Genomic DNA, 12,746 nt, shown 5'->3' on the forward strand with positions numbered 1-12,746 from the left:
GGCGCCTATTGCTGCTGGATGCGCAGGCGCATCCGCAGGTCATCGAGCAGCAGGAAGATGAACGGCCAGAGCGCAGCTCCCACGAAGGGCGACATCCACCAGGTCGCCGGCGGCAACGAATCGCCGGCGAACACGCGCACGACCAGCAACAGAACACGATCATTGAGCAGCAATGCCAGCACGGCCAGCGTCTGCTGCCACATCGGGAAGAAACGCAGCCGCGAGCGAAAACGCAGCACGATGAAGACGATCGCGCACAGGCGTAGCGCCTGCTCACCCAGGAGCAGGCCGTCGAGCAGGTCCGCGCACAAACCGACGATGAAGGCCAGCCCCAGGCTGACGCGGTCGGTGGATTCCAGGGCCCAGTAGATCAGCACCAGCGCCGGCCAGTAGGGCTTGAACGGCTGCAATACGCCGGGCAAAGGCACCAGCATGGAGAGTAGCGCGAAGGCCAGCGTGCCGGTGACCCAGAGGGCGCTGAGGCGTTGCTTGTTCACGGGCGCACCACCGAGGCTCCGGCAGCCGGCCTGGGAGCCACGCTGGCGGGTGCCGCTGGCGTCGGGTCAGGCGGCGGCGCGAGGCTGGCGGGCGGCCCCATCGGCGTGGCCGGGGCCGGCGGCCCGTCCGGCTCGGCCTGATCGTGCAGGATCAGCACGTCGTCGCTACGATCGATATCCGCCGTGGGCCGAGCGCGCGCCTCCAGGAACAGGCCGGACTGGGACTGCCCGATGCTCAGGATCTCGCCTACCGGGAAACCGGGCGGAAAGCGCCCGCCAAGGCCGGAACTCAGCAACTTGTCGCCCTGGCGCACGTCCGCAGCCAGCGGCACATTGGGCAGGCTCAACTGGTCGCCTTCGCGCGAGCCGTAGGCCACGGTACGCAGGCCGGTGCGTTCGATCATCACGGGTATGGCATGGTTGGGATCGGTCACCAGCATCACGATGGCGGTGGTCGGCAATACCTGCACGATCTGCCCGATCACACCGTGCGAGTCGATCACGACCTGACCCTGCTTGATACCGTCGCGCGCGCCGAGGTTCACCACCAGGCGCTGCTGCGAGTTACCCACATCCACGCCAATGACGCGCGCAAGCTGCACGTTCAGCTCCAGGCTGTGCTGGGTGTCGAGCAACTCCTTCAGGCGCTGGTTCTGCTCGGCGACGGCGGCCATGCGATTGAGCTTGGCATTGGCCAACAGCAGGTCCTCGCGCAGGCGCTGGTTCTGTTCGGTCAACAGCTTGCGATCGGCAAAGGCCACGCTCAGGGTACGCATGCCTGCCGCGGGCAGGCCGGCCAGCTTGTAGACCGGCTCCACGATCACCGACATCGAATAGCGGATGTGCCAGATCCACCCGTTACGGTGATCGAGCACCATCAACACCATGGCCAACGCCAGATAGAAGATCAGCCGCAGCGTGCCCGCCACGCTGCCGGCGAACAGAGGGGAGTTGTCTTCGCGCGTCAGCGCCATGAAACGGCACTACCGGCGTTGCGTGAAGAGCCAGGGGCAGGGAAGCGGCCGATCCGCGACGGATTTTCGATCGACATGGCCACGTACCGCTCCTTACCCGACCCTCTCACCGGGCCGGGAGAGGGCAATGACGACCCCTCTCGCACGAGGGGCCACGCTTTGCTTATTCCGGCGCGAAGAAATCGCTACCATGCTGATCGATCAGCTCCAGCGCCTTGCCGCCGCCACGCGCCACGCAGGTCAGCGGCTCCTCGGCGACCTGCACATGCAGGCCGGTCTCCTCGGAGATCAGGCGATCAAGGTCACGCAGCAGCGCGCCACCACCCGTGAGCACGATACCGCGCTCGGCCACGTCCGAGCACAATTCCGGCGGGGTCTGCTCCAGGGCCGACTTGACCGCTGCCACGATGCCCGACAGCGGCTCATGCAGGGCTTCGAGCACTTCATTGGAATTGATGGTGAACATGCGCGGCACGCCCTCGGCCAGGTTGCGGCCGGAGATCTCGATCTCGCGCACGTCGGTCTGCGGGAAGGCGCAGCCGATTTCCATCTTGATTCGCTCGGCGGTGGATTCGCCGATCAGGGTGCCGTGGTTGCGACGCACGTAGTTGATGATCGCCTCGTCGAAGCGGTCGCCACCCACGCGTACCGATTGGGAATAAACGATGCCGTTCAAGGAGATAACGGCTACTTCCGAGGTGCCACCACCGATATCGAGCACCATCGAGCCACGGGCTTCATGCACCGGGATGCCGGCACCAATCGCCGCCGCCATCGGCTCCTCGATCAGGAACACGTCGCGGGCACCGGCGCCTTCGGCCGACTCCTTGATGGCGCGGCGCTCGACCTGGGTGGAGCCGCAGGGCACGCAGACGAGCACGCGAGGGCTCGGACGCAGCAAGCGCGAGCGATGCACCTGTTTGATGAAGTGCTGCAGCATCGCCTCGGTCATGGAGAAGTTGGCGATCACGCCATCCTTCATCGGACGCACGGTCGCGATATTGCCCGGCGTACGGCCCAGCATCTTCTTCGCGTCGCTACCAACCGCCGCCACCGCACGCGGGCCGCCCGGGCCGCGATCCTGGCGAATGGCCACGACCGACGGTTCGTTCAGCACGATGCCCTGACCGCGGACGTAAATCAGCGTGTTGGCCGTGCCCAGGTCGATGGAAATATCGTTAGAGAAGATCCCGCGAAACTTCTTGAACATGAGGTCGCCGTACACCCGGGGCTGGCTAAAAAGTAAGCGCGCCAGTCTAGTCAGGGAACCCCCACCGCGCAAGGAGAATCTCGTTAAGAAACCCTTGTGGATCGCGGTGATAAGCGTGTTTTCTGAGCTCATGACGAGGTCAGAAAAAAGTCATGTATTCGCCCTCGCGAAAGGATAAATGTACTATCGCCGGGTTTGGCCGCCCCGGGGGTCACCGGGCTGTCGGCATCGTAAGATCTTCCCTTCCACCTGCCTCGGGGGCGCTCTCGCACCATGTCTGCCGTTATCTGCGGATCGCTGGCCTACGACACCATCATGGTGTTCCAGGACCAGTTCAAGAACCACATCCTGCCCGATCAGGTGCATATCCTGAATGTGTCGTTCCTGGTGCCGCGGATGCGCCGCGAGTTCGGCGGGTGCGCCGGCAACATCGCGTACAACCTGAAATTGCTCGGCGCCGATCCATTGCCGGTGGCGGCGGTGGGCCAGGACTTCGCGCCGTATCGCCAGCACATGGAAGAGTTCGGCATCCGCATGGATCATGTGCGCGTGTACGACGAACAGTTCACGCCGCAATGCTTCATCACCACGGACCTGGACAACAACCAGATCACGGCTTTCCATCCGGGCGCGATGTCGAGCGCGCATGAAAACCACGTGCGCGAAATCGCTGATGCCAGCTTCGCGATCGTCGCGCCGGATAGCCGCGAGGCGATGTTGCAGCACGTCGATGAATTTGCCGCGCGCGGCGTCCCTTTCATTTTCGATCCGGGTCAGGCGATGCCGCTGTTCAACGGCGAGGAATTTCGCTCGATGATCGAAAAGGCGACGTACGTCATCGTCAATGACTACGAGTCGCAACTGTTGCAATCGCGCACCGGTTGGAGCGCTGATGACATTGCCAAGCGCGTGCATGCCTATATCGTGACTAAGGGACCGCGCGGCTCGCAGATCCACTTGGCCGACGGCACGTTTCATGACATTCCGCCGGCGCGCGAACGTCAGGTCGTCGATCCGACTGGCTGCGGCGATGCTTATCGCGCAGGCCTGATCTTCGGCATCATGCAGGGCAAGGATTGGCCGACCGTGGGTCGTATGGCTTCACTGATGGGCGCCCTGAAGGTTGAGCATCCTGGCACCCAGAACCAGCGTTTCACATATGACGAGTTCGCTGCGGCGTTCGAAGAGCAGTTCGGTTACGCGCTTTGAGCGTGATGGCCTGTTTCGCCCGCTGAACGTCCAAGCTGCGACATACCTGGCTTGGCAGGAGCCAATTCATTCGCGATGCAATCTGCGACTCAATCGCAGATTGAGGCTCTGAAAACCTCCAAGTCGCGACCTCGTCGCGACTTGCATCGCGACCGAAGTCGATCCTGCGCAGGGCGTTACGGTGTCACGGGCGTGACCTCACACCGTAAATGCCATCGTCGCCTGCACGGCCTTCTTCCAGCCGTCGTATAGCTTGTCGCGTTCTTCCTGTTGCATCGATGGCTTGAACTGGCGATCCACTGCCCAGCGCTTGGCAATGTCTTCCCGACTCTTCCAGAAGCCCACGGCCAGGCCGGCCAGATACGCCGCACCTTGTGCCGTTGTCTCTTGTACCTTCGGCCTGAGCAAGGTCACATCGAGAATATCGGCCTGGAATTGCGCCATGAAATCGTTGGCAATCGCGCCACCGTCGGCGCGCAATTCTTTCAACTCGATACCCGAATCGCTCTGCATGGCTTCAAGCACGTCGCGTGTCTGGTAGGCCATCGACTCAAGTGCCGCGCGGATGAACTGCTCCTTGGACGTGCCGCGCGACAAGCCGAACACCGCGCCACGCACATCGCTGCGCCAGTATGGCGCTCCCAACCCGACAAAAGCCGGCACGACATAGACACCATCACTATCGCGCGCACGTTCGGCGTACTCCTGCGAGTCGCTCGCCTTGCCCAACATACGAAGACCATCGCGCAACCATTGCACGACGGAACCGGCAACGAAGATGCTGCCTTCCAGCGCGTACTCCACCTTGCCATCAATGCCCCATGCGATGGTGGTGAGCAGGCCGTTCTTCGATGGCACGGCCTTCTCGCCGGTATTCATCAGCATGAAGCAACCGGTGCCGTAGGTATTCTTTGCCAGGCCCGGCTCGAAACAGGCCTGGCCAAACAATGCCGCCTGCTGGTCACCGGCGACTCCGGCAATGGGCACTTCGCGCCCGAAGAAATGCTTTGCCAGCGTCTTGCCATAAACCTCGCTGGATGACTTGACCTCCGGCAGCATCGCCCTGGGTACGTTGAGCATCTTGAGCAACTCATCATCCCATTGTTGCTTGTAGATGTCGTACATCAGGGTACGCGAGGCATTGGTGTAATCGGTGACATGCGCCTTGCCGCCCGTCAGGTTCCAGATCAGCCAGGTGTCGATCGTGCCGAACAACAACTCGCCCTTCTCGGCGCGCTCCTGTGCACCGTCGACCTTGTCAAGGATCCAGCGCACCTTCGTGCCCGCAAAATAGGCATCGATCAGCAAGCCGGTCTTGCCACGCACCATCTCGTCGTGGCCGTCGGCCTTGAGCTTCTCGCATATTTCGGCGGTCTGGCGTGACTGCCAGACAATCGCGTTGTACACCGGCTGGCCGGTGTTCTTGTCCCACACCACCGCGGTTTCGCGCTGGTTGGTGATGCCGATCCCTTCGATGCACGAGGGATCGATACCGGCGCTGTTGATCACTTCGGTCATCGTCACCAGCACGCTGGTCATGATCTCACGCGGATTGTGTTCGACCCAGCCCGGTTGCGGGAAGATCTGCGGAAACTCGCGTTGTGCGACACCGGCGACATTGCCGTCATGGTCGAACAACATGGCGCGCGAACTGGTAGTGCCCTGATCGATCGCCAGGATATATCGCTTGTCCATGTCTGGCCTCACTGCACGGGTTGAGTGGAAGACTTGCCGGCCGCCGTGCGCGCTTCTTCAAGTGCGCGTTGACGGGCCGGAAGGAAGGGATGCACGAGATATTGATAGGCCGCGCCGCCGATCACGCCACCAACCAGCGGGCCGACAATCGGCACCCACCAGTAGTTGTCCGGCGATGGCAGTGCCGATTGCCCCCAGCCTGCGAAGTAGGCAAACAAGCGCGGGCCGAAATCACGCGCCGGATTGATCGCCCAGGCCTCCAGGTAGCCCATCGATGCACCGATGGTGGCCACCAGGAGGCCGATGATCAATGCGCCGGAATTGGCGCCAGGCGCCATCTCGTTGTACTGCTCGGTGATGGCGAAGATGCCAAACAGCAGGAAAGCAGTAAGGATGATCTGGTCCAGCAATGCATGCATCGGCGTGATGGCCAAGCCTGGGTGCGTGAAGAACACACCCGCCGCGCCACCCGCTTCGCGAGTGAGCTGGTGCGTCTGGTTGTAATGATCGATCACCGGCCCGAACAGCACGTAGACAATCGCCGCGCCCAGAAACGCGCCGATGACTTGCGCGACCCAGTACGGCAACACTTTCTTCCAGGGAAAATCGCGGAACAGCGCGAGCGCGAGTGTCACCGCCGGATTGGCATGCGTACCGGAGATCGAGCCAGTGGCGTAGATCGCCAGCGTGACCGCCAGACCCCAGGCAATGCAGACGCCCCAATAGGCATTCTGGTAGGGACTCGGGTCATAGAGCACGTACATGCACGCCACGGAATCACCGAAAGCGATGATGATGAACATCGCCAAGGCTTCGGATATCAATTCGCCTATTTGCTGCCGCATTGCCCTTTCTCCATCTGGTTACGCGCAGGTTCGCGCCGGTTGCCTCAATGGCTTGTTGTTGTGTTTGTCTTGCTGGCCAGGTATTCGCCCAGCATGCGTACGCCATCGCTGTCGATGCGCAAGCCGAGCTTGCTTCGCCGCCAGAGGATATCCTCTGCCTCGGTGGCCCATTCGTGACGAACCAGATAATCGACCTCGGCCTGGTAGAGATCTGCACCGAAGTGCTGGCCGAGGGCATCAAGGCTGCCAGCCTCGCCCAGGAGATCGCGCGCGCGCGTGCCGTAGCTATGCACCAGGCGCCAGGCAAAGGTCTCCGACAACCAGGGACGACTGGCCCGGATGTCATTCATCAATTCATCGATATCGCGCTCACCGCCGCCGGGCAACGGCTTGGCATCGGCGGTCCAGGCGCCACGCGAGTTATCCAGCAAGGGGGCCAGTCGATCGACAGCCTCTTCGGAAAGCTTGCGAAAGGTGGTGAGCTTGCCGCCGAAGACATTGAGCAACGGTGCGCCCTGCTGGTCGATATCGAGCAGGTAATCGCGCGTGACTTCCGATGCACTGCCTGCTTCGTCCTGCAACAACGGACGCACGCCGCTGTAGCTCCACACCACGTCGGCCGGCGTGAGTTGTTTCTTGAAATACCGATTGGCTGCATCGCACAGATAACGGGTTTCGTCATCACCGATGATCGGATGCGAAGGATCGTCCTTGTATTCGATGTCGGTGGTGCCAATCAGGGTGAAGTCACGTTCGTAGGGAATGGCAAACACGATGCGGCGATCAGGTTGCTGGAAAATATACGCATAACGATGGTCGTAGAGCTTGGGTACTACGATATGGCTGCCCTTGATCAATCGCAGCGAATGGTCGTGCTTGATGTGCGCGACGTCATCGAGAAACGAGGCCGCCCAGGGACCCGCCGCATTGACCAGCGCGCGCGCATGCACGGTATAGCGCTCGCCGTCACGCGGCTCCAACTCGGCAACCCAGCCGTCACCCTCGCGGCGCGCGCTCACGCAGCGCGTATGCGTACGAATCTGGGCGCCACGTCGGGCAGCATCCATGGCATTGAGCACCACCAGGCGCGCATCCTGCACCCAGGCATCGGAGTACACGAAGCCGACGCTGAAATCGTCACGCAGCGGCTCACCGGTCACGTGCTTGCCGAAGCGCACGCGGCGCGAGCCCGGCAGGGTGCGCCGTCCTCGGCCGAGATGGTCGTAGAGGAACAAGCCGATGCGGATCATCCACGCCGGGCGCAGATGCGGCTGATGCGGCAACACGAAGCGCAATGGCCAGATGATGTGTGGCGCGGCACGCAGCAACACCTCGCGCTCGGCCAGTGCCTTGCCGACCAGGGCGAATTCGAATTGCTCCAGATAGCGCAGCCCGCCATGGATCAGCTTGGTACTGGCGCTGGACGTATGCGAAGCCAGGTCATCGCGCTCGCACAACCAGACGGAAAGCCCGCGGCCAGCCGCATCGCGCGCAATGCCGACGCCATTCACGCCCCCACCGACCACCAGCACATCAACCCGCTCGACCATCGCCCACTCCGGAGTCAAAGGGGTCCGATGCTGCTGAGAGTGGCGCCTTGGGCATGAAAGTCAGGAGGCTTTCGGCAAGGCAAAATGCTCATATACGAACATTTCACGATCAGCAGGCCGTCAGACCCGCGCCAAAATGAGCATATTCGCACATTTACGAACATTGCACGCTGCGGTGCAGCGTTGCGGGCGAAGGGCTGCTTGCAGGGGCATTTCACTCTGCGATTCGGTCGCGGATTGGCGCCTTGGCCTCCAAACCGCGCCTCGCCACCAATGACGTTGCCTCGTATTTTTATCGCGATGCCAACTGCAACCTGCTTGCTGATGGAGGCTTCCAGGCGCCGATGCGCGACCTAAGTCGCGAATCGCTTTTCGCGACTGAAGTCGCTCCTACGGCGCAGAGGGAGCGACGTGGAGTTCGGTGCCGGATCGATCGAGCACGTCGACGAGCTCGCCCGGCGGCTGGCGATCGGTGAACCACGCGTCCACGCGCGAAAAATCACCCAGGCGCACCATGGCATTGCGACCGATCTTGCTATGGTCGGCGCCCAGGAACACTTGCCGCGAGTGTTCGATGATCGCCTGCGCGACGCGTACTTCGTGGTAGTCGAAATCCAGCAAGGTGCCATCGAGTTCAATGCCGGAGATGCCGATGATCCCGTAATCGACTTTGAACTGGCGAACCAGTTCGATCGTCGCTTCGCCGGTGACACCATGATCGCGTCCACGCACTACGCCACCGGCCACGATGACTTCGAAGGACGGATTGTCGCTGAGCACGATGGCGATATTGAGATTGTTGGTGATGACGCGCAGGCCGCGATGATCGAGCAAGGCTCGGCCGACCACCTCATTCGTGGTGCCCAGGTTGATGAACAACGATGCGCCATCGGGAATCTGGCTGGCGATGGACGCAGCAATGCGCTCCTTTTCGGCCAGTTGCAGGCCTTGTCGCGCGGCATAGGCAAGGTTTTCCACACTCGACGGCGCACCGACGCCGCCGTGATAGCGACGCAGGAGGCCATGATCGGCGAGCAGATTCAGGTCGCGGCGAATCGTCTGCGGTGCCACGTCAAAATGCGTGGCGAGCTGTTCCACCGCAGCAAAGCCCTCGCGTTGCACGATGGCAACCAGCTCTTCCTGGCGCCTGTTAAGTCGTGGATCCATCGCCGCTCCCATGCCCATGCTGCACGGCCATCATGACGCGTGGCAGCGCGGCTGTCATGTTTCCCCGGCGTGTTCCTCGGCAGGTCCCATGATGCGATCCATCCAGGCCAGGGCCAATGCTGAGACCACGAAGGTCAGATGCAAAAGGATCTGCCACATGATCACCTGGCCATCCATCGCCTTGGCCTTGATAAAGGTAGCCAGCAGGTGGATCGAAGAGATGCCGATAATCGCCATCGCCAGTTTTACCTTCAGCACGGTCGCGTTCACATGCGAAAGCCATTCAGGCTGGTCCGGGTGGCCGTCGAGCTTCAGGCGGGACACGAAGGTTTCGTAACCGCCGACGATCACCATGACGAGCAGGTTGGAAATCATCACCACGTCGATCAGGCCAAGCACCGTAAGCATGATCGTCGCCTCCGCCGATTCGCCGCTGGTCATGTCCATGTGACCGAACAGGGAGGTATCGATCAGATGCCAGAGCTCGCGCAGGAACTGCACAACGTAGATAGCCTGCGCGACGATCAGGCCGAGGTACAACGGCAACTGCAACCAGCGGGAGGAGAAGATCAGATAGGACAAGGGGCCTAGGCGACCACGGGGCGGCGGATTCATCGAGATGCTCGCAGACGTGAAAACAGCGGTCGATGTTAGCAGCGCAGCCACCATTTCTTACGAATGCGAACTGACTTCCACGCCCCGGAAATAGCGTCGATGAGCAAGGGTCAACATGGCATGGTCTTCGTGCGTATCGCCATAGGCGTAGATCACCGGATATTGGTCCAGATCCAGGGCCTGACGTATCCGTCGTGCCTTTTCCTCACCAACACATTGCCGCCCTTCATGGCGACCGGTCAGATATCCCTGGCGCGCCTCCAGCGACGTGCAGAGCCATTCCAGCCCATGCATCCGGCACCAATGCGACAAGTACAGATCCAGGCCACCGGACACCACGATGATCCGGTCACCCTGGTCGCGATGCCACTGGATACGCGCCATGACTTCAGGTCGCAGGACGCCAGGCAGCATGTCATGTGCAAACCGACGCCCGACCTCGGCCACATGGACCTGTTCAACGCCACGAAACCCGAAACGCACCACGGCGGCCCGAATGGCCGATCCGGAAACCAGGCCGAGCTTGTAGCCGACTACCCAAGGCGCGAATAGCACGGCGCCGACGACACGCCGCGCGCGAGGCACAGCGGCTTCGATGAAGTCGCGGTACATCTCACGCGTCGTGATGGTGCCGTCAAAATCGAAAAGAGCGAGGTTCATGGCAGAAGGCCGTCTGGCCGGATAACGGTGAAACGCGAAGCCGGCCGCTGCGCCGCGGTAAGAGGCAAGGAAAGGTCTGGTAAATGGGGCGTTCTCCTTGCCTCGTCACAGCCCGTACGGCGAGCAATCTTGAAGGCTGCGGCGGCGCGGGCTTTAAGCGCCTATCTCCACCACATCAAAGCGAACATTCGGCTCTACGTCTGCCGTGTAATCAACGTCGGTGCGGGCAAAACCGAACAGGCGCTGGAACTCCTGCTTATAGCTTGCGTAGTCAGTGATCTGTTGCAGGTTTTCGGTGGTGACGGTGGGCCACATGGCCTTGCAGGCCTGTTGCACGTCATCGCGCAACTCCCAATCATCCAGGCGGATACGCCCTTCCGCATCGGTATCGGCAGGCTTGCCATCCTCACGATACAGGCGATCATGGAACAGGCGGTTGATCTGCTCGATCGTGCCCTCGTGGATGCCCTTTTCCTTCATGATGCGAAAGACCATGGATACGTAGAGCGGGATTACCGGGATGGCCGCGCTGGCCTGGGTGACAACGGACTTCATCACCCCGACGTACGCTTGCAGGTGCTTGTCTGCATGCCGTGAAATGAGTTCACGCGCAGTGTTGTCCAGGTGCTGCTTGGCCCGGCCCAAGGTGCCGTGCCAGTAGATAGGCCAGGTAATCTCGGTACCGACGTAGCTGTAGGCAATGGTCTTGGCGTGATCGGCCAGCACACCGGCGGCGGTCAATGCATCGATCCATAGCGCCCAGTCTTCACCGCCCATCACCTTGACGGTATTGGCGATTTCCTGCTCGGTCGCCGGTTCGACAGAAACCTGCACGACCTTGTCGGAATTGGTATCGACCGAGGATGCCGTAAAGGTCTCCCCGATGGTCTTGAGCGAGGAACGCACCACCTCGTTCGTGCCTGGCAATTTGCGCACAGGTGAAGCCAAAGAATAGACAACCAGATCGACTTGGCCGTCCATTTCCTGCTTGATCATGTCGATCGCACGCGCTCGCGTTTCATCAGAGAACGCGTCGCCGTTGATCGAACGACTGTAAAGGCCGGCTTGCTTGGCCAGCTTGTCGAAAGCGGCGGAGTTGTACCAACCGGCGGTGCCGGTCTTGGTTTCGCTGGAAGGCTTTTCAAAAAACACGCCAAGCGTTGCGGCGCCGTAACCAAAGGCCGCCGTGATGCGCGAAGCCAGCCCGTAACCCGTGGAGGCACCAATCACCAGCACGCGCTTGGGCCCTTTGGCCGATACACCGGCTGCCTTGGTAATACCGATTTGCTCGAGCACGTTCTGTTCGCAGCCGACCGGATGTGCCGTGGTGCAGATGAAGCCGCGGATCTTGGGATTGATGATCACGAATGAGCCTTATGGTTCGACAAGATACATATTCTAATCGTGCCGGCGGCCATGCGCCTCCGTAGGGAGGCTGGCAGGCTCGGCCACACGGGGGCGCCCGTGAAGGGGTGTCTAGCCTATTCATTTGGAAGACAATTTTCGGGTCGCCTTCGCACATTCGGCGGCTGGGAATGTACGCGCATGGCGTTATTACAGCGGGTCAGCGCATTTTTAGGGTACGGGGCTTTCGGGGCAGTCCGCGATAGGCTCAAGCTGGCGAGGGGTGACGTGGTAAAGACCGTCCTTGCCCAGCATGACCTCATACGGTGCGCTCGAATGATAAGTCCCGCCGTTGACGGCTTCATCGCGGACGCAAATCAATTTTCGAGGCCCTTGATCAGCGATCAGGTCGACTTCGAAATACCACGTTCCATCGTCTTCGAAAGAGCCTGCACCGCGTCCATGGTTCTTGTTTTCGAAATGATTGAAGCCGTAATCCTTGAATTGGTGGGCATGCTCCCGGTGGAGCGGCCGAAGCGAATTGGGAAAAGACAGCACATCAAGATGTTCTGCCACGTCACGCACGGATGCCTGTGGCATCGAAAGCGCAGATGGCGAGAACATCACGACGAGAGCGCCCGATGCCACTGCGGAAAACCATGGGAATATCATGGATCGCATACGAATATCCTTTGTATCGATGTAGGCGGACCTAGTCGCATTCTGCGCCAGGACGTTCGCGCCTAGTAAGAGCGACGTGGGAGCGACTTCAGTCGGGAAGCGAGCGGCGCGGGGTGCCGATGGCGTGTTTTGCAGCGCGCGGCTGCGCCGCGCACCGCCCAATCACGCCCAAGAAAAAACCCCCACCGATATCGGTGAGGGTTTTTAGGATGAAGCCCCTGGCGGTGACCTACTCTTGCATGGGCAATGCCACACTACCATCGGCGCAGCTGCGTTTCACTTCCGAGTTCGGGATGGGA

12 protein-coding genes and 1 rRNA gene are annotated in these 12,746 nt (G+C 61.1%); 1 reads left to right on the plus strand and 12 read right to left on the minus strand.

Annotated features, from left to right (window positions below; translation table 11 throughout):
- Nucleotides 1-5: 5 nt before the first annotated feature.
- The 3 genes from mreD to VF436_RS03040 all read right to left on the minus strand — a co-directional run bounded on the left by mreD (nucleotide 6) and on the right by VF436_RS03040 (nucleotide 2,681).
- Entirely contained in the window at nucleotides 6-497 is a 492-nt protein-coding gene (gene mreD / locus VF436_RS03030; RefSeq protein WP_330902503.1) for a rod shape-determining protein MreD, read from the minus strand.
- The gene (gene mreC / locus VF436_RS03035; protein WP_330902504.1) at nucleotides 494-1,471 is read right to left on the minus strand and encodes a rod shape-determining protein MreC; all 978 of its coding nucleotides are present in this window, start codon (nucleotides 1,469-1,471) and stop codon (nucleotides 494-496) included. The genes mreD and mreC overlap by 4 nt, the downstream gene beginning before the upstream one ends.
- A 163-nt stretch (nucleotides 1,472-1,634) precedes the next feature.
- Nucleotides 1,635-2,681 carry a rod shape-determining protein gene (locus VF436_RS03040; RefSeq protein WP_330902505.1) on the minus strand — a complete coding sequence of 349 codons (1,047 nt, stop codon included), beginning with the start codon at nucleotides 2,679-2,681 and terminating at the stop codon, nucleotides 1,635-1,637.
- Nucleotides 2,682-2,954: 273 nt separating this feature from the next.
- Here VF436_RS03040 and VF436_RS03045 point away from each other — a divergent pair, with 273 nt between their 5' ends.
- Nucleotides 2,955-3,890 carry a carbohydrate kinase family protein gene (locus tag VF436_RS03045; RefSeq protein WP_330902506.1) on the plus strand — a complete coding sequence of 312 codons (936 nt, stop codon included), beginning with the start codon at nucleotides 2,955-2,957 and terminating at the stop codon, nucleotides 3,888-3,890.
- A gap of 198 nt (nucleotides 3,891-4,088) precedes the next feature.
- On the opposite strand, the gene glpK is transcribed toward VF436_RS03045, so the two are convergent.
- The 9 genes from glpK to rrf form a co-directional block, all read right to left on the minus strand.
- Nucleotides 4,089-5,585 (minus strand): glycerol kinase GlpK, encoded by a 1,497-nt coding sequence (glpK, locus tag VF436_RS03050; RefSeq protein WP_330902507.1) that lies wholly within the window; start codon nucleotides 5,583-5,585, stop codon nucleotides 4,089-4,091.
- Between the two features lie 8 nt (nucleotides 5,586-5,593).
- Nucleotides 5,594-6,430, minus strand: coding sequence for an MIP/aquaporin family protein (locus VF436_RS03055; RefSeq protein ID WP_330902508.1), 837 nt, complete (start codon nucleotides 6,428-6,430; stop codon nucleotides 5,594-5,596).
- A 44-nt stretch (nucleotides 6,431-6,474) separates the two neighbouring features.
- Entirely contained in the window at nucleotides 6,475-7,980 is a 1,506-nt protein-coding gene (gene glpD, locus VF436_RS03060) for a glycerol-3-phosphate dehydrogenase (RefSeq protein WP_330902509.1), read from the minus strand.
- 390 nt (nucleotides 7,981-8,370) lie between these two features.
- Nucleotides 8,371-9,147 (minus strand): DeoR family transcriptional regulator, encoded by a 777-nt coding sequence (locus VF436_RS03065; protein ID WP_330902510.1) that lies wholly within the window; start codon nucleotides 9,145-9,147, stop codon nucleotides 8,371-8,373.
- Nucleotides 9,148-9,201: 54 nt separating this feature from the next.
- Nucleotides 9,202-9,762 carry a TIGR00645 family protein gene (locus tag VF436_RS03070; RefSeq protein ID WP_330902511.1) on the minus strand — a complete coding sequence of 187 codons (561 nt, stop codon included), beginning with the start codon at nucleotides 9,760-9,762 and terminating at the stop codon, nucleotides 9,202-9,204.
- Between the two features lie 57 nt (nucleotides 9,763-9,819).
- A complete protein-coding gene (locus VF436_RS03075; protein ID WP_330902512.1) occupies nucleotides 9,820-10,422 on the minus strand; it encodes an HAD family hydrolase in 603 nt (200 codons plus the stop codon).
- 153 nt (nucleotides 10,423-10,575) lie between these two features.
- The gene (fabV, locus tag VF436_RS03080) at nucleotides 10,576-11,787 is read right to left on the minus strand and encodes an enoyl-ACP reductase FabV (RefSeq protein WP_330902513.1); all 1,212 of its coding nucleotides are present in this window, start codon (nucleotides 11,785-11,787) and stop codon (nucleotides 10,576-10,578) included.
- A gap of 210 nt (nucleotides 11,788-11,997) precedes the next feature.
- The gene (locus VF436_RS03085) at nucleotides 11,998-12,447 is read right to left on the minus strand and encodes a hypothetical protein (protein WP_330902514.1); all 450 of its coding nucleotides are present in this window, start codon (nucleotides 12,445-12,447) and stop codon (nucleotides 11,998-12,000) included.
- A 216-nt stretch (nucleotides 12,448-12,663) separates the two neighbouring features.
- Nucleotides 12,664-12,746: ribosomal RNA gene (rrf, locus tag VF436_RS21785) — 5S ribosomal RNA — on the minus strand; the annotation flags it as partial.

Origin of the sequence: Dyella sp. (assembly GCF_036384435.1) — a bacterium.
Lineage (GTDB): Bacteria > Pseudomonadota > Gammaproteobacteria > Xanthomonadales > Rhodanobacteraceae > GSA-30.